The organism is Oscillospiraceae bacterium (genome assembly GCA_015065085.1).
Classification (GTDB): domain Bacteria; phylum Bacillota; class Clostridia; order Oscillospirales; family SIG627; genus SIG627.
The window spans coordinates 44147-66967 of the sequence record SVQW01000013.1; the positions used below are offsets into that span (position 1 = coordinate 44147).

The window sequence follows — 22821 nt, forward strand, 5'->3', positions numbered from 1 at the left end:
AAGCAAATATGTTTTACTGCCGCGCTTTTCGTGTGCGCTTTGGCGGTCGTAATTTTCGGCTTTGATTCCTCAAGTGACGATTATGAGGCTTCTTTATCTGTCACATCATATGTGACTTTTGCAAGTGCCTCTGCAGCTCTTCCGCCCATAAGCGAAAGTACCTCTCTCGCTCCCCCGTCATCGCGGATATATCTTTTGAGAGGTCTGCCTTTCTCACTTAATAAATTAAGTCTCATTTCCATAATACTGATAACGCTTATGACAATTTTCATAAGCTTATTCATAAAACCCACAGACTTAAGGATTAAATTCCTTATGGATGCGGACGGAATGAAGTAACCGGCGATTCAACCATACACCAACGCTAAAAAATATTTAAAAATAAAGGAGCAATTATGAAAAACATCAACAAAGCGACATTTTTCCTGGTAATTGCTGTTATTCTGCTTCTTCTTTCCATCGCGGTATGTGGCTTCAAGGTTGGCTCTCTCGACCTTAAGGGCGCACAGGATATGCGTTTCGGCATTGACATACGCGGCGGCGTTGAAGCAGTATTCAAAGCAAAGGCCACCGAAGAAAACCCCAATCCCGATCCAAGTCTTGAAGAGCTGGAATCCGCACGAATCATCATCGAAACCAGAATGGACAACCAGAACATTTTCGACCGTGAAATAACGGTTGACGAAGTGAACAAGGAAATCTTCGTTCGTTTCCCCTGGAAATCCGGTGAAAGCAATTTTAATCCTCAGCAGGCCATCGCCGAGCTGGGTGAAACAGCAATGCTCACCTTCCGCGACAGCGCAAACAACGTTGTTCTCGAGGGTAAGAACGTTGCAAGAAGTACCGTTCAGCAGGCTAATATCGGTTATGCCGTAGGTCTGGAATTTGATTCTGAGGGTGCAAGCCTTTTCTACGAAGCGACAAGCGCAAACATCGGTAAGCAGATCGGTATTTACATGGACGAAAACCTCATCTCCGCTCCCGTTGTTGAAACCGCTATCGCAGGCGGTCAGGCACAGATTACCGGCGGTACCAACGGCTTCTCTTATGAAGAAGCAAAGGCACTGTCCGACAAAATCAACGCAGGTTCTCTCCCCTTTGCACTTGAATCCTCCAATTACAGCACCATCAGCCCCACCCTTGGTGCAGGTGCGCTTAACGTAATGCTCACCGCAGGTGCTATCGCATTTGTGATTATTGCGCTGTTCATGCTGATCAGATACCGTCTGCCCGGCTTTGTTGCCTGCCTCGGTCTTATCTCTCAGCTTATTCTGCAGATTCTGTTCATTTCAGTTCCTCAGATCACTCTTACTCTGCCCGGTATGGCAGGTATCATTCTTGCGCTGGGTATGGGCATTGACACAAACATCATTATTTCAGAACGTATCAAAGAAGAGTTGAGACTTGGCAAGAGCCTCGTTGCCGCTATAAAGAACGGTTACGCACGTGCGTTTACCGCGGTCCTCGACGGTAACGTAACTACCATGATAGTTGCTATCGTTCTTATGATATTCGGTTCCGGCTCTATCTACTCCTTCGGATACACACTGCTTACCGGTGTTATCCTCAACTTTGTTTCAGGCATTCTGGCTTCCCGCCTTATGGTTACATCTCTCAGCCTGTACAAACCGTTCCAATCCACAGTTCTGTATGGTAACAGGAGGGCAGCAAAATGAATACAAAGACATTGAAAGTTTTTAAGAGCAGAAAAATATTCTTTATCGTTTCCATCGTTCTCATTATCGCTTCCGTTGCAGCACTGTTTATCAACGGCGTTAACGTTGACATTCAGTTCAAGGGCGGTGCAATCATCAAATACGCTTACGACGGCGAGCTTGATGCACAGCAGAAAAACTCCATCGAAAAGCTTGTTAACGAAACTCTTTCCAGAAACGTTACCGTTCAGGCAACCGACGAGAATACCGACCATTCCAAGCTGGTTCTCAACCTTGCAGGCAACGATGGTCTTTCCGCAGAAGAACAGGACACTCTCCACAAGGCTATTATGGAAGCTTATCCGGATTACGGCTTTGAGCTGAGCGAAACCAACATCGTTGAACCTTTCATCGGTGCGCGCTTCCTGCGTAACGGTATTATCGCTATTGTACTGGCTTCCATTCTGATAGTTCTGTACATCTGGTTCAGATTTAAGCAGATTTCCGGTCTTTCTGCAGGTGTTATGGCAGTTCTTGCTCTGATCCATGACTGCATTATGGTATTTTCCACCTTCGTTATTTTCAAGATTCCGGTTGGTGATATTTTCGTAGCAGTTATGCTTACAATTATCGGTTACTCCATCAACAACACCATTATCATTTACGACCGTATCCGTGAAAACGCAGGTATCGCCGCAAAAATGCCGGTTGAAGACCTGATGGATCTTTCCATTACGCAGTCCATGTCCCGTTCGATCGGTACAGCCTTCACCACCATCGCGGCAATTACCGTTATTTATGTTTTCGCATTCCTCAACGGCATCCAGTCCATTGAGAACTTTGCGCTTCCCATGGCTGTGGGTATGCTTTCCGGTTTCTATTCCTCCAACTTCATTGCCTGCCCTCTGTGGGTAATGTGGCAGAAGAAAAAGCACCACAGATAATCTGTTCAAAAGAAAAAAGCAAGAGTGAATTTTCACTCTTGCTTCAGTGTGTCGATAAACTATCGACACACTGTGAGACTTTCGAAAAGTCAGGGATATTTTGCCGATTTAAGCCTGTCGGCGTACAAAGGTACGACAGGGCTTGAAGCGGCAAAAAGCGACAAACAGCAGGTGATATTCGATGTATCACCTGCTGTTAATTTGTTCTTTAATTTATTTTCGTCTTTTTGAAATATAATTTTTTTAAGTCGCGGTATCACGACTTTCTCGGGAGTCTGAAGCAAGAGTGAATTTTCACTCTTGCTTTTTATTATGTTCAGGTTTTATTTGTAGTGCTTTTCGCAGAACTCAATAATAGGTGCGGGATTATCAAGACCGTGGGGATGATGCTTGCACATAGATTTTGCAATAACCTTGATTGTACCGCCGTGTTCCTTGTAGTAATCCTCCAGCACTTTGCCGTTTTCCTCATAAACAACCGTGTTATCGGCCGCGCCGTAAAGCATGATAACGGGGATATTATTTTCTATCAAAGGAGCCATGTTATCAATTGGACTCTTTCTGAAGTTGATGATAGTGGAGCGGTTCACGCCGTAAGCTGCAACAAGCTCGCGCCACATATAAACCATATCCGCCTCATCGCACTTAATTTCGCCAAGGCCTGCCATACTGAGAATATTGAGAACCGCCGCATCAAGATACAGAACGGCAACCAATTCAGGATGAAGCTCTGCAAGCTTAGCGCCCTGCAAGCCGCCGCAGCTCATGCCTTCAACAACACATCTTTCGGAGGCATTAAGTTCATTTGCGCAGTACTTTACAAATCTTGCCATTCTTTCGGTTTCGTAATCCGGTGCCCAGCAGGATTCCTTGAAAATGTGGATAAGATGATAGCCTCTGTCCAGCATTGCCGCATCAAAGTTGGGGAATGCACACAGATATTCGGTTTTCAGAAGCATTCTGCCGTTGGGCTCACAGCTGGGATAGTAGATTATTGCCTTGCGTTCCTCAAAATAAAACTCCTTGTACTTAAACTTGCTCAACATAATAAAATCTCCTTTAATGTATATAATTTTTGGGTCACATTATTTACTTTTGCTTTCTTTAAGTGATACAATGCTGTTGAAAGTATCGGGGTTTTTGGTGTCCTTGCAGAAATAACCGGTACGAACAAACTGGAATTTGTCACCGGGCTTTGCGTCTTTAAGCGACTCTTCAAGCTTACAGCCGGTAAGCTTTATTGCGGAATCCTTGTTGAGATAGTCGCCGTAGGTTTTGCCCTCAGGAAGAACGGTAAGATTATCAACGGTAAACAGACGGTCATACTGCATAATATCGCTGTCTATGCAGTGCTGTGCACTCAGCCAGTGAATAGTTCCCTTTATCTTTCTGCCGTCGGCGGGATTGCCGTTTGCGGTTTCGATATCCGCAGTGCAGTAAAGCTTTGTGACATTGCCGTTTTCGTCGGTGTCAAAGGACTCGCACTTTACGATATACGCGCCCATAAGACGCACCTCACCGCCCGGATACAGACGGAAAAACTTAGGAGCTTTTTCGGGCAGGAAGTCACTTCTTTCAACATACAGCTCGCGCGTGAAGGGGACCTTACGTGTACCTGCGTTTTCGTCATTGGGGTTGTTGGAAACTTCAAAGTATTCCACCTTATCCTCGGGATAGTTGGTTATTTCCACTTTAAGAGGCTCCATAACTGCAATACGGCGCTGAGCGGTAAGGTTCAATTCGTCGCGTATGCAGAATTCCAGAAGTCCTATATCAACAAGGCTGTATGCCTTGGCAACACCTGCTTTTTTAACAAATTCGATGACAGACTGAGCGGTGTAGCCTCTGCGTCTTAAACCGCAAAGAGTGGGCATTCTGGGGTCATCCCAGCCGTCAACTATCTTTTCCTCAACAAGCTGACGCAGATAGCGCTTGCTCATTACGGTATAGGTAACATTAAGGCGTGCAAATTCGTACTGATGAGGCTTCTTTTCAAAGCCGATATTATCCACAACCCAGTCATAAAGAGGACGGTGGTTTTCAAATTCCAAAGAACACAGAGAGTGAGTAATACCCTCCAATGCATCCTGAATAGGATGTGCATAATCATAAAGAGGATATATGCACCACTTGTTTCCCTGACGGTGATGCTCAGCACGGGAAATACGGTAAATGGCAGGGTCGCGCATATTCATATTTGGGGAAGCCATGTCGATTTTAGCTCTGAGAGTACAGTAACCGTCGGGGAACTCACCGTTTTTCATCTTTTCGAACAGTTCAAGGTTTTCCTCCACACTGCGATTGCGGTAGGGGCTTTCCTTGCCCGGCTCGGTAAGGGTTCCGCGGTATTCGCGCATCTGATCTGCATCAAGGTCGCACACGTACGCCTTGCCGTCCTTAATAAGCTTTATGGCATACTCATAGCACTTATCAAAATAGTCAGAGCCGTAAAAAACACCGCCGTTGGGCACTGCGCCCAGCCAGGTAAGGTCTTCATATATAGATTTTACGTACTCGTCATCCTCTTTGGCAGGGTTGGTGTCGTCATAGCGCAGATTGAATTTACCGCCGTACTTCTGCGCTGTACCGGAGTTTATCCATATAGCCTTAGCGCTTCCGATGTGAAGATAACCGTTAGGCTCGGGAGGAAAACGTGTATGAATTTCGTTAACCTTACCTTCGGCAAGGTCAGCATCGATTATATCGTGTATAAAGTTATTAATCTCTTCCATTTTTGCACCTCTTACAGAGCCTTGAGTGCGTTGTCGATTCTCTCGATAACACGCTCCTTGCCCAGTATTTCCATTATTTCATACATATCAGGAGAGTTCTGTCTGCCGGAAACGGCAATGCGCAGTATCATGCTGACATCACCCACATGTCCCTTATATGCATCGGGGTTCTTCTTGTATTCCTTGGGCTTGGCGGCAAAGCCGTTTTCGGTGGCAAGAGCAGTAATTCTGCCAAACCATTCCTCCTGAGTTTCGCCCTGAACGTAAATGTTTTTGTAGCTTTCGAGAATGTTTCTTGTGTCTTCCTTAGAGATGTTCTCAGGGAAATCACAGGTGATTTCATAAAGCTCGTCGTAGAAAAATCCCATATATGCCTTGGCTTCGCTCCACATTGCAAGGTCCTTGCGGGGCTTTTCGCCGCCACGTCCTATGCTGAAGATACGAACTGCGTAGTCCTTATCGGATTTTATAAGTGCGGCAAAGTCCTTGTCATATTCATCAGCCCAGTCGGCAACATAGTCATAAACCTGCTGTGATGTCATGGTGCTTATTATGTTCTTACTTACGTCATTAAGCTTTACAATGTCAAACAGCGAGCCGGAAACACTCATATTCTCAGCCTTGAACTCAAAATCGGTGTATGGCGCAGCAGGATTCTGAATGCGCCATTCCTCATAATTGGAATTAAGAAGCATCATAACATAGTCGAGCACTGCCAACACGGGATAACCCTGTGCCTGATAGAAGGTCAGCGCCGCCTCGGGGTCTTTACGCTTGGAAAGCTTGCGTTTGGAATCGCCGTCCATTTTCATAAGAGGCGAAATATGCATATATTTCAACTTTTCAAAGCCCAGTGCATCAAAAAGCTGGAGATGCAGCGGAAGTGTGGAAAGCCATTCATCGCCGCGTATTACATGGGTAGTGCCCATAAAGTGGTCGTCAATAGCATGCGCAAAGTGGTAAGTTGGGATACCGTCGGACTTTAGAAGCACATGGTCAATGTCGTTTTCGGTAACCTCGATATGACCTTTTATAATGTCATCAAAGGGAATTTTATTGGAAAGGCTTCCTTCGCTTCTGAAGCGAAGTGCAAAAGGCTTGCCCTGAGCCAGTTCAGCTTTTATTTCTTCGAGGCTCATATCGCGGTGCTTTGCGAACTTTCCGTAGTAACCGAAGTTTTCCTTGGAAGCTTCCTGCTGTGCGCGGAGCTGTTCCAGCTCTTCTTCAGTGCAGAAGCAGGGATATGCCTTACCCTCGCGGATAAGCTTTTTGGCAAAAGCCTGGTATATTTCGGCGCGTCTGCTCTGGTAATAAGGACCGTAGATACCTATGTCTTCGGTCATGGTAGCGCCTTCGTCAAAGATAATGTTATAGTGCTTAAGAGAGTTAATTATTATTTCAACCGCACCCTCTACCGCACGCTTAGCATCTGTATCCTCTATTCTGAGAATCATAACACCACCGCTCTGGTGAGCAAGACGCTCACTGGTAAGCGCCGGGAACAGATTTCCGAAATGCACAAAGCCCGTAGGGCTGGGCGCCATACGTGTTACCCTTGCGCCCTCCGGAAGCTGACGCTTGGGGAACATACGTTCAACCTCGTCTGTTGTAAGAGTAGCTTTTGGATACAAAAGCTCGGCTAATTCATTTCTTTCCTGTTGTGTCATACTATTCCTCTTTATATCAGTTTATTTTATTCTATTATGCCTTTATCAAAAGATATGTCAAACACCACATCGCAAAGATGAAGCGCCATTCCGCATATAACTTCGACATTTTCGATGTGTGTAAGGGTAAAGGATGTTTTTTCAACCAGCTTTCCGTATGCACGGTTCTTGACATTGGAAATAAACAGCTCATAAATTTCGTGACTGTCAAAAATATCGGCACCGTTAAGTATAATTCTGTCGGGTCCCAGAGTATCGACAAGGTTTGCAACCGAAATACCCAGGTATTCCATGCATTCCTTCACCGCATCAACCGCCGGCTTGAAGCCCGTTTTGTATTTTTCCACCAAATCATCAATGGTATGCGCGCCCGAAAGTCGCATAAGACGTTCAACACTGCAAAGCCTTTCAAGGCATCCGCGATTACCGCAAACACACATTTCGTCACTGTGCGGGTCAATGGTGGTATGCCCTATCTCACCTGCGAAAGCACGGTTTACCTCTCCGCAGAAAAGCTGTACAGCGCCTATTCCGCCTATAAAATCTATAAACAAAAGATTCTTTTTATCGATGAACCTTTTTTTATCTGCATAATATACGGCGTTGGTTATGCTAAGATTCTCTACAATCACGGGGAGCTGCACCTTAGCTATAATTCTGTCGTAAAAACCGTGCAGACTGCATCCGAGTGAAGATGAGAACACTGTGTTTCCGCCATCCGTTACCATTGCGGAAATAGCTATTCCTACCGCCAACACACGGTCTCTGCCGTTTCGATTGATTATTTCCATGGTTTGACGGCAAATAACGTCCTCTATTTCATTTCCGTCGGGAATATCAGCTTGACATTTGTCAAAAATTCTGCCGTCCAGACCACACAATACCGTGATTATCTCGCTCTTCGTAACGGCACAGCAAACAAATTTGTACGCAGCATAATTGAACTCAAGAATCGCCGCCTTGCGTCCTACGTGTATTTCGGTTTCACGCGCACTGTCCAGGATAAGCCCCAGTGACATAAGATAATTTACTATATTTGTTACGGAAGAAAGACTGAGCCCCGAAAGTCTGGCAATATCGGCACGTTGAATTGTGGTGTGCTTGCGCACTATATTAAGAACCTTAAGTCTGTTGAGCCTTTGCATCAGCTGAACATTACCAACATGATTTTCTAACAACTTTCTGCCTCCATTCTCAAATAATTACTATCCACTATATTTTATCATTAATCGCGTATTTTGTCAATACATAGCAATGAGGAAATTCAAATAAAATAACGGCAAAGCCACATTAAAAGCCTTGCCGTTATGATTATTTTATTACATTTTCACGCTGTACTGCTTTTGGGTGCAGACTGCACCCTGCGGATAACCGTTTATTCTACGGTTACGAATACACCCTGACCGCACTCAAGCATAAGCTCAATAGTACCGTCATTGACAACCTCAACAGGCTTGCCCATTTCATAAACGGTAACCTTCTTTGCAGGGTCAACGCCGATAACTGCCGAAGCAGATGCCTCGCTGTAGAATTCCTCCATGTTTACAACGGTAAATGCAGTTGCTCCGCTTCCGTCCTTCTTTTCAAAGCATCCGATGAGAAGAGAGTTGTCGGATGTAACAGACTTGATAGTATCAAATCCGGTGTATTCGCCGCTCATCTTCTGGTAAGATGCAGCAGCATTATGTGTGAAAGCACCGAGATTCTTATACTGAATAAAGGTATCGGAAAGCGCTCTCATTTCCCACATAACCGGTTGACAGTCATAGTATGCCTGGGTAGGCTCCAGAGTACCTACATCCACCAGTGCGGGGAATTCGGGGTTGCTTCTGTACTGCCACAGCATAATACCCGTGCATCCGAAGGACAAGAGACAGTAGCACTGCCATCTGTACTCAGACTCGTTGGGAGTACGCTTGTTAGCCTGCCATCCGTAAGTCTGGATGCAGCACCAGAATTCCTTTCCTGCCTCGCGTGCAACGGTAGCAACCTGATTGATGCTTTCAACATAATCACGGTAGGTGGTCTTGAATGTACCTTCCCAGTTGAAGGGATAAATATCAACGCAGATATAATCGGTAGAAGTGTTGTTGAACCATTCCTGGCAATACTTGCGGTACAGGTCGGGGTCAGAGTCATAATACTCAATTGCCGCCGCACCTGCGCCGTATTTGAGCTGTGCCGCATTTGCGTACATGGGAAGCAGATTGGAATATGCACGTTTTCCCGGCATCTGCGCCTCATAGTCATCAGTCAGAGAACCAACCAGCGGGAAGTTATCCGTACCGGGCTCGTCGGTTATATAATGACCTGCAAAGGACGGATGGTAGGAATAGCCCGAGGCAACCTTTACGGGATCGGAGTTTTCAATAACGGAAGGAACGTTGACATAGTCCTTTTCGTACTGATAGTAATCGGTCATGTAAACCTCTATACCGTATACATCGGCATAGTTAAGCACTGTATCTCTGGTGGAAGCAGAAGCGGTTGCGCTTCCGTTGAGAATAACATCAACACCCAGATCGCGAAGCTCCTTCATGCCCTTTTCGGTAGCAAAAGCACCCTCAAAGCTCCATACACCCAGACGGATACGGTCACGGGTTATATATTCGTTAGTGTAAGAACCGACAGGAACATTAACACCCAGAACGGCCTTTATAACTCTTTCCATAACAGTGGCAACCTCGGCACGGGTGGAAACACCGTTGGGGTCAAACTTGCCTGCGCCCTTACCGTTTATAATGCCTACGTTCTTAACGGAGTTGATGGCGTTTACGGTAGCTTCGTCGAGGCCGGCAAGGTCATTGAAGCCCTCTGTTTCTGAGTATGCGGTAAACTCAAATCCGCTGTTGTCAATGTAATTTTTGATTACAACCGCCATGGTTGCACGTGTGATGGGATCTTCGGGTGCAAAGGTCACATCGCTCAGACCTGCCATAATACCCTCAGCCTTTGCCCACTGGATATAGGGTGCATAGTACTCGCCTGCGGGTACATCGCCATATCCCGTGTTGCCGTCATATTTGGAGGTATCAAGTCCGTGCATACGTCCCAGAACGGTAATGAACATTCCTCTGGTCATGGTGACCTCGGGGCTGAATTCTGTGGGGCTTGTACCGCCGAACAGCGCACGGTCGGAAACGAAGTTTATGTATCCCTCGCCCCAGTGTCCTGCAATATCAACATAATCCTTATGATTTGCGCCTATTGCATATGTACCGGGCTTGTTTGCAACGTAGGAGGTGTAGCCGTAGTCATTGGTGTAGCTGAGTGCAACAATGTTCTGTTTGCCGTTTGCGTCGGTGTAGGTGACAACGGAGTTTTTGTCTGCTTGAGTGTTCTGAAGCAAAAACTCGTTTTTGTTAATGGAGTCGGTTACGGTTCCGCCGGGAATAATTGTCTTATAGTCGATATCGGTAAATACGGTGGTCTTGGAAAAATCATCTCCGCCGCCCTCGCTGAGGAATGCCATTGCTTCCTCGGCACTCTTAAAGAAGCCCATACGGTTGATGTACATCTGAGTGTCGCCGTCATCCTTTGTGCCGTTAACCGCATCAAGACGGATGTGGTGAATGTTGGTTCTCCAATTTCCGTGTTCCTGCTCGCGCATATCCATAATAACATTGGTCCACTTGTTGCTTATATCAATATCGTAGTTGGTATAAGTAACTCCCGAGAAGCCTGTAACCTCATCGGTTATGAAGAAAAATCCGCCGTTCGGAATGGTAGTATGTGCCTTATAACGAAGTGCAAAATATGGATAATCATTAGCCGCAAAGGGTGTTTCAAAGGAACGGGTCATCTGAGGATCGACGCTTGTGGGAACAATCTTCATGTTGCCTAGCTCGTACTGAACGGAAACACCAACAGGAACCCACTTTGAAACCTCGTCAGCATTGTCAAAAATGAAGTTGGGGCTGGCTGCATCCCAGCTTTCAGCCGCCTGTATAGGCTGTTTTACAGCCTTTTCGGGAAGAACGTAAGCCTCAGCCGCCTCTTTGGAGTCAAAGAAAGCAATGTAGTCGATTTCCATTTCACTTCCCTTGGGCATCTGACCCGAAGGCTCGCCAATCCACATAGAGTCAAAACGCACCTTGGAAATATTGCCGCTCCAGGCTGATTCGCTCAATTTAACGTCGGCATTAACATTCTGAGAAGCAAGATTATATTCCTTTACGTTGAAAATATATTCCTTATACTCGGTATCTCTTGCGGAAATGGGAAAATGAGTGCAAGCTTCAGCTGCAATACTTCCGCCGGTGGCATCAGACGCGAAATGCATTTCAAACATTTTCGCATCCGACATATTCTTAATGCGCAGCTTTATCCACTCATATTTGGCATCAAGTGCCGTATCAACAACTATGAAAGGGTCGCCGTTGGTACCTTCCGCAGGACCTTCAACGGTTACAATTTTAAGGTAACGGTCTCCATACTGCAAGATGCAATCGTTACTGAGATTAGAATACTCGACACGATTGAGATCACTTGGTGCAAACAGATAACCCGGCTGTGCCGCAAAAACAGCAGTACACAGTATCACCGCAAGCAGTGAAAAAAGTAAGATTTTTTTCATGTGTTTCTCCTTATAACATTATATTTTTTTACACTAAAATTCTATCACACACAAATATAAATGTCAATCTTTTTGCAACAAAAAGCACATTTTCGGCGCAAAACCCAAAAAACATATTGCTGTCTTTTCAACATTCCAGAATCTTTTGTGCATATTGCGAAGCGGACACACCATAATTTGTATGCATTAGATAAAAAAAACAAAAAGGACACTTTGTAAAAGTGTCCTTTTTGTTTTTTGTTAATTATTCGATGGTTATAAACAATCCGTCGCCGCAATTGAGCCAAAGCTCAATTTCACCGTTGTGTTCAACAACCTTAGGCTCGGCACGGTTATAGACTGTAACCTTCTTAGCAGGGTCAACCTTGAGATTTGCTGATACAGCAAGTGATTCTTCAAATTCTTCCATATTTACAATGGTCATCGCCTTTGCACCGCTGCCGTCTTTCTGTTCAAAGCAACCTACAAGCAGAGCACTGTCAGATTCTACTGTTATGCCGTCAAAGCCGGTGTATTCATTCGTCATCTTCTGGTACGGCTTGGTTGCATTTAAAGTATAGGTGCCAAGATACTTGTACTGAATGTAAGTATCGGAAAGGTTTCTCATTTCCCACATAACAGGCTGACAGTCATAATATGCCTGAGTAGGCTCCAGAGTCATGTTATCTACAAGGGACGGGAACTGAGGATTACTGCTGTAATACTGCCACAGAAGAATACCTGTGCATCCGAAGGACAGCATGCAGTAGCACTGCCATCTGTACTCGGATTCATCGGGAGTACGCTTATTAGCCTGCCATCCGTAGGTCTGGATACAACACCAGAATTCCTTTCCTGCCTCGCGTGCAACCGAAGCTATCTGGTTTATGGATTCAACATAGTTGTTATATGTTGTCTTCATGGCACCTGTCCAGTTGAGAGGATAAATGTCGGTGCAGATGTAATCGGTGGCGGTGGAATTAAACCATTCCTGGCAATGCTTTCTGTAAAGATCGGGGTCTGCATCATAGTACTCGATTGCCGCCGCAGAAGCACCGTACTTGAGCTGAGCTGCATTTGCGTACATGGGAAGCAGATTGATAAATGCGCGCTTGCCGGGCATCTGTGCTTCATAGTCATCCACTACCTTACCAAGTGCCGCAAAGTAATCCGTTCCGGGCTCGTCGGTGATATAATGACCCGAGAAGGAAGGATGATGTGAATATCCTGCAGAAACCACCTTGGGATCTGTATTTTCAATAAATTTATCAACATCCTTGGGAGATGCGTTAAGAGTATAGTAGTCATGCATGTATACCTCAATACCGTATACATCGGCATAGTTGAGGACAACATCTCCGGTAGAACCGCCGGGGCCGTGAACAATAAGGTCAATACCAAGGTCGCGAAGGTCCTTCATACCCTCGGGTGTTCCGAGAGCACTTGTGAAGTTCCATACACCAAGGCGTATACGGTCACGAGCGATATATTCGTTGGTGTAAGCTCCTGCGGGAACATTAACGCCCAGAACAGCCTTTATAACTCTCTCCATAACGGTAGCTACTTCTGCACGGGTGGAAATGCCGTTGGGATCAAATCTGCCTTCTCCCTTACCGCCTACAATACCTACATTTTTAACGGTATTGATAGCGTTTACGGTAGCCTCGTCGAGACCTGCAAGGTCGTTAAAGCCCTCGGTTTCGGAATAAATGGTAAACTTGAATCCGCTGTTGTCAACATAGTTTTTGATTACAACCGCCATTGTTGCACGGGTGATGGGATCTTCGGGCGCAAAGGTCACGTCGCTCAGACCTGCCATGATACCCTTTTTCTTCGCCCACTGAATATATGGGGCGTAATACTCGGTAGCGGGAACGTCACCATAGCCTGTATTGCCGTCATACTTGGAGGTATCAAGTCCGTGCATACGTCCCAGAACGGTAATGAACATTCCTCTGGTCATGGTCATATCAGGGCTGAATTCGGTGGGACTTGTACCGCCGAACAGTGCGCGGTCGGAAACGAAGTTTATATATCCCTCGCCCCAGTGACCTGCAATATCGGTGTAATCCTTGTGGTTATAGCCAAGGGTATATTCGCCCGCCTTGTTTGCAACATAAGATGTATAACCATTTTCGTTGGTATAGCCCAATGCTACAAGACTTTTTGTTCCGTCTGCCTCGGTACGGTAAACCACGGGAGCGGAAGTGCCCTCACCCTCGGGAGTGATGCTTGAAAGGATAAAGTCATCCTTTTTGTAGCCCTCGTAAAGCGAACCGCCGGGAATAAGAGCCTTATACATATAGCCTCTGAATTCCGCAGAGGTACTGAAATCCTCAGAGGAGCCTTCATGCAGGAAAGCGTATGCCTCCTCCTCGCTCTTGAAGAAGCCCAGACGGTTGATATAAATAATTGCTGCCATATCGGCACTACTGCTGTTAACGGGGTCCAGACGCATGAGGTTGATATCGCCCTTCCAATTGCCGTGCTTCATGGTACGCATATCCATAACAAGATTGGTCCACTCGCCGGGATACATTATATCAAACTCACTGTATGTAGCATCAGAAAGCTTGGGCTGATACTGGTTTGTGAAGAAGAATCCACCCTGGTTTATTTCTGTTATAGCCTTATAGCGATATGCAAAATAAGGATATTCCTCTGCCTTGAAGGGCTCTTCAAATTCTCTTGTGAGAGTGGGGTCGATACCGGTGGGAGTAAGACGGAGATTTCCCAGCTCATAAGCAACAGAAGAACTGCTTGCAAGCCAGTTATCTGACTCCGATTCATCAGAGGTTATAAAGTGTGGGCTGTTTTTATCCCACTCAACGCCGGAATAATCCGCATTATTCTTAACCACCTTTGCAGGGGGCACAAATCCTTCGGCATCCTCCTTGGTCTCGAAAAATCCGATATAATCGATTTCCATTACAGAGCCCTTGGGCACCTGACCGGAAGGCTCGGCTATCCACATACAGTCAAAGCGAACCTGCGAAACAGTTCCGTCCCATGTGGAATTTTCCAGCTTTACATCGTTATTGATATTCTGTGAAGCCAGATTGTGTTCCTTGATATTGAAAATATATTCCTTATAGCTGCTATCCTTTGTACTGATAGGAAAATGTGTACAGCTGGATGCGGTAACCTTGTCCCCTGTTGCAGTCGATGCAAAGTGAAACTCAAAAACGGGCGCATCGGACAGATTCTTTATGCGAAGCTTTATCCATTCGTATTTTGAATCAAGTTCGGTGTTCATTACGAAATAAGGGTCACCGACCGATCCCTCGTTAAGGTCGCCGGTGGATGTAACGCGCAGGTATGTATCGGTTACTATAAGTCTGCATCCGATTGTCGCATCAGCCACAAAGCCCTCTTCTGCCGAAGGTGCTATAAAATAGCCCGGCTCAGCCGCAAAAGCGATTGCAGACAGCACAATTAACAGTGCAATTGCGAATAAAAATTTTTTCATAAGTCTTCTCCTTGTTTATTTTTGCAGCATCGTGTGCCACTTACAGTTTTATTATATCAACAATATGTTAATAAATCTACAACATTTCAAACGAAAATATTATTTTTTGCATTGTAAAAAATAATTTCGTTAATTCTCACAAATTGCATCTTTGATATTGTGCAGAACGACGAATGAGAGAAGCAAAAAGCTCCTCTCATTCCAAATGATTCAAATTATTCTATTGTTACAAAATAACCGTCGCCACATTCAAAGGTCAATTCAAGTGTTCCGTCATTTTCAACAACGGTAGGCTTGCCTTTTTCGTACACTGTAACCTTCTTTGCGGGGTCAAGTGTAATAACAGCCTGTGCACCTGCCTCTTTAAGCAGCTCTTCCATATTAACAATGGTAAATGCAACAGCACCGCTTCCGTCCTTCTTTTCAAAGCATCCGATAAGGAAGGATTCTTCCGACTCAATGGATTTGATAGCATCAAAACCGGTATATTCATTGCTCATCTGCTGATACTTCTTGATTGCATTATGAGTAAATGCACCCACATTCTTATACTGAATATAGGTATCGGAAAGCTCTCTCATTTCCCACATTACAGGCTGGCATGCATAGTAGTTGTCGGTCTTTTCCAGTGTTGCGGGGTTCATGATACCCGGATAGTTTGCATTGCCCACATAGTCCCACAGAAGAAGTGCAGTACAACCGAAGGACAGCAAGGAGTAGCACTGCCAGCGAACCTCGGCCTCGGTAGGATTGCGATGGCTGGATGCCCAGGTATGAGCCTGAATACAGCACCAGAACTCTTTTCCAACATCACGTGCAACGGTAGCTATCTGGTTGATAGACTCAACATACTCGTCATATGTTTTGTTTGCAAGCAGAGGATAGATATCGGTACAGATATAATCTGTATTATTGGTAGCAAACCACAGCTCACAGTGTTTCTTGTACAGATCGGGGTCTGAATCGTAATATTCAATTGCCGCCGCGCCTGCGCCGTATTTCAACTGCGCCGCATTTGCATACATGGGAAGCAGGTTTACAAACGCGCGGTTTCCTGGCATCTGGGATTCGTAGTCGTCAATTACCTTACCAAGAGCCGCAAAATCATCGGTACCGGGCTCATCAATAATAAAGTGTCCGTTAAAGGATGGGTGATGTGCGTACGGTGCAGCAGTGATCTTGGGATCGCTCTGCGCAATGAAGTTATTTACATTTTCCTCGTTAGAGGTGATTACGGTGTAGTAGTCCTGCATGTAAACCTCAATGCCGTAAACATCGGCGTAGTTGAGAAGTGTATCTCTGGCAACGCCCGCACCTGAGGTAGCACCGCCGTGAACAATAAGGTCAACACCCAGATCACGAAGCTCCTTCATACCCTCGGGAGTAGCAAATGCACTGTTGAAACGCCATGTACCTATACGCAGACGGTCGCGGGTAATTTGCTCATGAGTTTTTGCACCGACGGGAAGATTTACACCCAGAACAGCCTTTATAACCCTTTCCATAACGGTAGCAACCTCGGCACGGGTGGAAATGCCGTGGGGATCGAATCTGCCCTCACCTTTGCCACCTACGATACCGACATTCTTAACGGTATTGATAGCACTTACGGATGCTTCGTCAAGACCGTCAAGGTCATTAAAGCCCTCTGTTTCGGAATATGCGGTAAACTTAAATCCGCTGTTATCAATGTAGTTCTTGATTACAACCGCCATGGTTGCACGTGTAATAGGCTCCTCGGGTGCAAAGATTGTGTCACTGAGACCTGCCATAATACCCTCGGTCTTTGCCCACTTAATGTAAGGAGCGTAGTACTCGTTGGGGTTCACATCGGTATAGCCGGTATCTGTGCCGTAAGCGGAAACATCAAGCCCGTGCATACGGCCAAGAACGGTGATAAACATACCTCTGGTCATAGTCATATCGGGACTGAACTCAGTGGGACTTGTACCGCCAAACAGCGCACGGTCGGAAACAAAGTTGATGTAATTTTCACCCCAGTGCCCTGCAATGTCAACGTAATCCTTATGGTTGTAGCCCATGGTGTAGCTGCCGGGCTTATTTGCGACATAGGTAATGTATCCGCTTTCGGCAACATTGCTGAGCGCAACAATACTCTTTATACCATCCTTAGCGGTGTACATAACGACGGGAGCCGCAGTTCCGGTACCCTCGGGCTGAGTAGAAGTAAGAACAAAGTCACTTCTTCCCGATTTGTCGCTGAGAACACCGCCGGGAATTATTGCCTTGAACATCGCGTCACTGTAGCTGGAGGTCTGGCTGTAATCGGTCTTTGCGTGCGCCAGGAATATCTTAGCCTCTTCCTTTGTTTTGAAGAAGCCCAGACGGTTAACATAAACAGCCGCGTTCATATCCTGAACCTGTCCGTTTATGGCATCAAGGCGTACTGCATTGAGATTTGTCGTCCATGCACCGTGCGGTTCTTCTCTCATGTCGATAATGATGTCGGTCCATTGGTCATCTGTATTGAGCGACCAGGAGGTAAATGCCTTGCCCGTAAAGGAAGGGACGGAATCCGTGCGGATAAATAAACCGCCGGAATTAACACCTCTTGCAAACGCCTTGTAGCGGTATGCAAAGAAGGGATAATCTGCTGTATTGAAGGGCTCGTCCATAACTCGGGTAAGAGTGGGGTCCCAGCTTCCGGGGACCATCTTCATGTTACCGCCCTCAAGGCTTGCGGAGCAACCGTCGGCAGACCATTTGGAAATTTCATCCTCATTATCAAAAATGAAGTGAGGGCTGTTTTTATCCCATTCCATTTCGTCTCTGGAAATCTTTTGAGGACCTGTGTAAGCGTCCGCTTCTTGCTTGGTCTTGAAGAATGCAACATAATCAAAATCCATACTGCTTCCCTTGGGCATCTGACCCGAGGGTTCAGCCTTCCACATGCCGTCAAAACGAAGCTGGGAAATAATACCGCTCCATACGGATTCTTCAAGGCTTACGCCGTTTACGCTCTGAGAAGCGATATTTGCTTCCTTTATATTATAGACATATTCCTTGAAATCGGCATCATTAGAGGTTATCGGAAAGTGTGTACAGCTTTGTGCCGCAACAGCATTATCGGTTGCGGGAGACGCAAAGTGAAATTCAAACTGAGTGGCCTCGGAACGGTTACGGATGCGGAACTTTATCCACTCATATTCCGAGTTCAGCTCGGTATTGAGCCAGACAAAGGGGTCGCCGTTATTTTTGTCGTCAATATCCTTAATAACGGTCAATGTTCCGTACCCCTTGGTATAGGTGAAATCACTATCGCCGCTGACAACCATTTCCATGTACTGGAAACCGTCATGAGGCATGAAAACATAACCCGGCTCTGTCGCATAAACTATGCCGCAAAGCACAGACAGAAGTGTGAAAAGTACTAAAAGTTTTTTCATGTTTCTACTCCTTAACTAATATTAAAACACCATGTTTTATGCTGAAATTTTACCATACAAGATGCAAAAAGTCAATCTTAGGCGCAACGAAAAAACCATTTTCAGCAAACAAACCAAAATAAATGTAATATTCCGCCCAAACTCGCCTTAATTTTTGTGCATATCGTCAATAAATTTTTCTCTGTTTCGCAAAAAAGCTGTGCAAAACAGCTTCTTTCGGCATTAAAAAAATCACAAAACATTTATTATTATAAGCCCCGCAAAGCACAGGCAAAGCCCGATTATACACTTTCCTGTCAGCTTTTCCTTGAAGAATACAGCCGACATCAGAGAAGAAAGAACCAGAGCAGCTCCCTGATTAAGCGGGTACAGCGTTGCGGAATCAAGATGCGCCGCCGCCAGCGTACTGAAATAGGAATTAAGGAACAGACACACCGACATGACCAGTACGTACCCCAGAATTTTTCTGATACCGAATACGCCTTTCCTTTTTTCCCTGTTTTCTTTTGCTCTGAAAACAAAGAAGAATACCGCCAGCACAATTGCAGAAAAAACGTATGTAAAGAAATTGAAAACCGACACGGGAATGTGCGAATAGCTCTTTATAAACAGCTTTTGAGAAAAGCTTGTAAGTCCGTTTGCCGCACCGCTGAGTACAAGCAGGAAAAAAGAAAACGGGGTGATTTTTTCCTTGATCGAATTATTGTAAGAGCACATTATGACCACCGCAACAAAAAGCACAATAAGTCCAATCCACTGGTTCAGCCTTACAGGCTCACCAAAAAGAGCAAAGCTGAGAAGTATTGGCACAAGAACACCCAGCATCAGAAACACATCCAGCATCATGTATGCGCCCTTTTTGACTGAAACAAGCCAGGTGACAACAAAAACAGAGGTTGTTATACCGGAAAATGCGGAAATCAGGATAATTCCGCCATCCAAAGCGTCAAGCACATTTATCTTTCCGAAAAGCATCATTGCCGCGCCGATAATTATACAAAATACCATGCGCACGGTATTTGTAAACATTGCGTCGCCGAAGCCCTCTACGTATCCGCTGGTCTTTTTACCGCAGTAGCCTTTTGTCACTCCGCACAGAAGCGCCAGTGCCAGAAACAGATATCCCATTTCATTTACTCCTTAAAAATCTTGTTATATTGCCCTATTGTAGAATCAGTGTACGATTCAGCTGCCAACTAATGGCGATATACTCGCTTTGTTCTCGTCCCGAAGGGACATATCGCATTACGAAGTAATATATCGCGCCATAAGGTATATCGCAAATTCCGACAGGAATTAATATCGCTGAATTCATCTTCGATGAAATCATTATAGAATTCGGGAACGATTTAGATGCCAAGCTTTTAGCGATATACTCGCTTACGCTCGTGCGATATATTTGTTACCAAATGCGATATAACCTCATTTCATTCGGTTGCGATATGATATAAATTCCTTTTCATTTTTGACATATCTCGCCTTTGGCGAGGATATTCAAAAATATATCGCATTACGAAGTAATATATCGCACCGCAAGGTATATCGCAAATTCCGTCAGGAATTTATATCGCTGATGAATTCACACAGTGAATTCATCATATAAAGACTGTATAATCTGGATGCCAGTCTTTTTTTGCATTGCGACGTGTACGGTTTAGATGCGTACCAAAAAAAGTTCTCCTTTATGGGCGATGGTTGCAGACGATAACCATTTATCGACGACCAAGCCGATTCCGCCGGATTCTTAACAAACAGTCTGTTTATAAAAGAGATAAAATTTCATCAACATCCTCTTGCTTTGTAGAAAAAGTTGTAATCATTCTTACAAGATTAATTTTTTTGTCCCAATAAGAAATATCATATTTTTTAGTTACGGACTCCACTTGATTTTCGTTCAACACACAAAAAACTGCATTCGTATCTACCGGATAATAGACCTGTATTCTCTTTTTAATAAGTCCTTTTTCCAAGTATTTTGCATATTTGTTCGCATGTCCCGCTGTTTCTTTCCATAGCTCAGTTTTTAAAAGATACTCCATTTGAACACCAAGAAATTTAGATTTATCTAAATGTTGCAGAGCTTGCTTTTGCAGATAATCAAGCGCAATAAAATGTTCGCTTTTTCTGAAAACAACCATTTCTCCAAACATAGCCCCTGCCTTCGTGCCTCCAAAAGAAAAAGCATCAACATCATTTTTTTCTATCATTTCTGTAATGCTTGTACCAAGTGCCTCCAGCGCATTGGAAAGTCTTGCTCCGTCAATATAAACATACATATCCCTGCTATGTGCAAATTCGCAGATTGACCTGATTTCTTCGTTTGTATATAATACTCCATATTCTGTAGGTTGAGTAATTACTATTACCTGCGGTATATATTTGTAATTTTTGATACCTTGCAAATAATCAGAAAGCACATCGGGGGTTAACTTTCCCATTTCACCTTTACAAGCAAGAATTTTATTACCTAACATGCTCTCAAAAGCACCGCACTCATATGTATTTATGTGGGCATGCTCCTCACAAAGAACAGACCCCCATCTGCTTAACATGCTTTTTAGTGCTACAATATTAGCCGCTGTTCCGTTTGCCGTATACACAACACGAATTTCATCATTAAAGTTTTTTTGCATTAAATCAGTTGCAGCTTGAGAAAAGCTGTCATTACCGACTTTTCCATCCACCTCAAGTTCATTAACCCTCATTATTTCTTTCATAATATCCGGATGTGTATTTGTCCATACCTCTCCCCTGAAAGCTTTAGAAATCATTTGTTTAACACTCCTTGTTACATTATTTTCGATATTTTCCGGTCTATAAAGACTTTACAATTTATTTTAGCTGCGTTGCTTTCGCAATGCTATTGCGAGGCATACGGTTTAGATGCAAAGCCTTTCAATGTCAAGTTCGTGTCAGGTTAGGAGAAAAATTATTTCTTCATAGAAATTAATTTTTCAGCCATAATATACCCTGCTTCTTTGTCGAGGCGACTTGAACCGGGTCTGGATTCGTATATTGTATCGTAAAACATGTCACGAGTAGGAACATAGCCAACTGCATCATTACATAGTGTTGCAACAAGATTTATTCCTGTTCCGTCACCCTTTTTAACAATCTTCCCAAATTCTGTAAATATTTCAGAATTGAAACCATAAATCGTAAATTCACCTATTTGAATGCAGTGAACAGGAACATCAAAGCTTTCTGGTGTTGAATCCAAAAAGTTAACGAGTCTTTTTGCCATTGCGAGTTTATACTGCTCAGGATCGGTATTATCTGCAGAAATTTTAACGTCTTTTTTCTCTTTTATTGTGGCTATGGCATTTCTTGCGTCTTCTATTTTTTCTTTTTCCACTTCAATGCGGGGAATGGTTATGTAATCAAGCTGTGCGCTTATTTTTGTTTCTTTCAGTTCTTTTGCACATTCTGCTGTTTTTATAGCTTCGGCAGTTAATTTTTTACCCATTATAACATAATGGTCCTCAGCATCTGACTTTTTGGAAACATCGAAATGGTTTACATCCCCACTGCATCCCAAAAGGAATATCGTTACAAAGTCTTCTCCGTAGGTTTTTTTCAATTCCTTTGATAACACGGAAATATAGTCTCCGGAAAGTTTTTCACCGCTAACACAATCTGCATGGCAAGCAAAGCCAATAATTGCACCCATGGGGGTATTCACTTCATCTTTTATCATAAGAACCGGCAGTTCTTTGTCAGACTCTGTAACCGGTCCAACGATTTCCGGGCTGGTTCTGGGCGGGTTCGTCTGTGGTGTGCCATTTTTCATAAAATAATCACGACAGAAAGAAATGCCGTGCACCTCTCCCCTACCAAAATATGCAGATGCCTTTTTCAACCTTAAATTTGCCAGGGTCACACAATCTGCAACTACTCTTGTAAATACATCTATATACCCCTTTATTGAATCTGCAACAATCTCATCATCACCAAAAGCAATTCCTTCAAATCTAAAGGGTATTGCAGTATGTGCATGCGTAAAGGCAATCATTATATTTTTACGTTCAATTCCTGTGTACGCAGTTATTCTTTTTGCTATACCGGCACATATATCTTTTTTGGGATGGAGACCGTCTATGGAAAGAATAGCAAGCTTTTCATCTCCTGATTTTACTACAACTGCTCTTGCATAAAGTCTATCTAAAACATCACAACTTCTCCGTATATTAAAATATCCTGGAATTCCTGAGCCTAATGGCGGTGTGATTTCCTTTTCATAAAAACCAAATTCAAACATAATAACTACTCCTCGTATAATAAATGTAGTAGTTTTTAGAGTTCCTCTCCAAGAACTATGGTATAATTGTTTAGATGCTGTGGATTGGTTAACAACTCCTACCACTCGATGGTTTTGAGAAGGCTCCAACCACA

The 22821-nt window shown here is 44.4% G+C and carries 11 protein-coding genes and 1 pseudogene; 1 reads left to right on the forward strand and 11 read right to left on the reverse strand.

Translation table 11 applies throughout. The features are described from left to right. Positions 1 to 80: 80 nt before the first annotated feature. Complete coding sequence (locus E7588_08725; protein MBE6689337.1) at positions 81 to 284, reverse strand: hypothetical protein; 204 nt, start codon at positions 282 to 284, stop codon at positions 81 to 83. 111 nt (positions 285 to 395) lie between these two features. Between E7588_08725 and secD the strand changes: the two are divergent. Then, a pseudogene (secD, locus tag E7588_08730) lies at positions 396 to 2599 on the forward strand (protein translocase subunit SecD). Between the two features lie 323 nt (positions 2600 to 2922). On the opposite strand, the gene E7588_08735 reads toward secD, so the two are convergent. The 10 genes from E7588_08735 to E7588_08780 form a co-directional block, all read right to left on the reverse strand. Next, positions 2923 to 3645, reverse strand: coding sequence for an alpha/beta hydrolase (locus tag E7588_08735; GenBank protein MBE6689338.1), 723 nt, complete (start codon positions 3643 to 3645; stop codon positions 2923 to 2925). A gap of 39 nt (positions 3646 to 3684) precedes the next feature. Further along, positions 3685 to 5331: a glutamine--tRNA ligase/YqeY domain fusion protein gene (locus tag E7588_08740; GenBank protein ID MBE6689339.1), complete on the reverse strand. Its 1647-nt coding sequence runs from the start codon at positions 5329 to 5331 to the stop codon at positions 3685 to 3687. An 11-nt stretch (positions 5332 to 5342) separates the two neighbouring features. Then, complete coding sequence (locus E7588_08745; GenBank protein ID MBE6689340.1) at positions 5343 to 6998, reverse strand: glutamate--tRNA ligase; 1656 nt, start codon at positions 6996 to 6998, stop codon at positions 5343 to 5345. A gap of 26 nt (positions 6999 to 7024) precedes the next feature. Next, on the reverse strand, positions 7025 to 8176 hold the full coding sequence (locus E7588_08750) for an ROK family transcriptional regulator (protein MBE6689341.1): 1152 nt from the start codon (positions 8174 to 8176) through the stop codon (positions 7025 to 7027). A gap of 197 nt (positions 8177 to 8373) precedes the next feature. Further along, on the reverse strand, positions 8374 to 11574 hold the full coding sequence (locus tag E7588_08755; GenBank protein ID MBE6689342.1) for an S-layer homology domain-containing protein: 3201 nt from the start codon (positions 11572 to 11574) through the stop codon (positions 8374 to 8376). Between the two features lie 244 nt (positions 11575 to 11818). Beyond that, a complete protein-coding gene (locus tag E7588_08760; protein ID MBE6689343.1) occupies positions 11819 to 15022 on the reverse strand; it encodes an S-layer homology domain-containing protein in 3204 nt (1067 codons plus the stop codon). Positions 15023 to 15237: 215 nt separating this feature from the next. Beyond that, the gene (locus tag E7588_08765; GenBank protein MBE6689344.1) at positions 15238 to 18429 is read right to left on the reverse strand and encodes an S-layer homology domain-containing protein; all 3192 of its coding nucleotides are present in this window, start codon (positions 18427 to 18429) and stop codon (positions 15238 to 15240) included. Between the two features lie 231 nt (positions 18430 to 18660). Further along, positions 18661 to 19557 (reverse strand): DMT family transporter, encoded by an 897-nt coding sequence (locus E7588_08770; protein MBE6689345.1) that lies wholly within the window; start codon positions 19555 to 19557, stop codon positions 18661 to 18663. Between the two features lie 632 nt (positions 19558 to 20189). Next, the gene (locus E7588_08775; GenBank protein MBE6689346.1) at positions 20190 to 21200 is read right to left on the reverse strand and encodes a hypothetical protein; all 1011 of its coding nucleotides are present in this window, start codon (positions 21198 to 21200) and stop codon (positions 20190 to 20192) included. Between the two features lie 158 nt (positions 21201 to 21358). After that, the gene (locus tag E7588_08780) at positions 21359 to 22687 is read right to left on the reverse strand and encodes a hypothetical protein (protein MBE6689347.1); all 1329 of its coding nucleotides are present in this window, start codon (positions 22685 to 22687) and stop codon (positions 21359 to 21361) included. Positions 22688 to 22821: the final 134 nt, after the last annotated feature.

Bases quoted from the DNA above. Each gene is read 5' to 3' on its own strand.
- E7588_08755 (MBE6689342.1), bottom strand. From the start codon at position 11,574: ATGAAAAAAATCTTACTTTTTTCACTGCTTGCGGTGATACTGTGTACT.
- E7588_08745 (MBE6689340.1), bottom strand. From the start codon at position 6,998: ATGACACAACAGGAAAGAAATGAATTAGCCGAGCTTTTGTATCCAAAA.
- E7588_08780 (MBE6689347.1), bottom strand. From the start codon at position 22,687: ATGTTTGAATTTGGTTTTTATGAAAAGGAAATCACACCGCCATTAGGC.
- E7588_08760 (MBE6689343.1), bottom strand. From the start codon at position 15,022: ATGAAAAAATTTTTATTCGCAATTGCACTGTTAATTGTGCTGTCTGCA.
- E7588_08725 (MBE6689337.1), bottom strand. From the start codon at position 284: ATGAATAAGCTTATGAAAATTGTCATAAGCGTTATCAGTATTATGGAA.
- E7588_08735 (MBE6689338.1), bottom strand. From the start codon at position 3,645: ATGTTGAGCAAGTTTAAGTACAAGGAGTTTTATTTTGAGGAACGCAAG.
- E7588_08775 (MBE6689346.1), bottom strand. From the start codon at position 21,200: ATGATTTCTAAAGCTTTCAGGGGAGAGGTATGGACAAATACACATCCG.
- E7588_08770 (MBE6689345.1), bottom strand. From the start codon at position 19,557: ATGGGATATCTGTTTCTGGCACTGGCGCTTCTGTGCGGAGTGACAAAA.
- E7588_08765 (MBE6689344.1), bottom strand. From the start codon at position 18,429: ATGAAAAAACTTTTAGTACTTTTCACACTTCTGTCTGTGCTTTGCGGC.
- E7588_08740 (MBE6689339.1), bottom strand. From the start codon at position 5,331: ATGGAAGAGATTAATAACTTTATACACGATATAATCGATGCTGACCTT.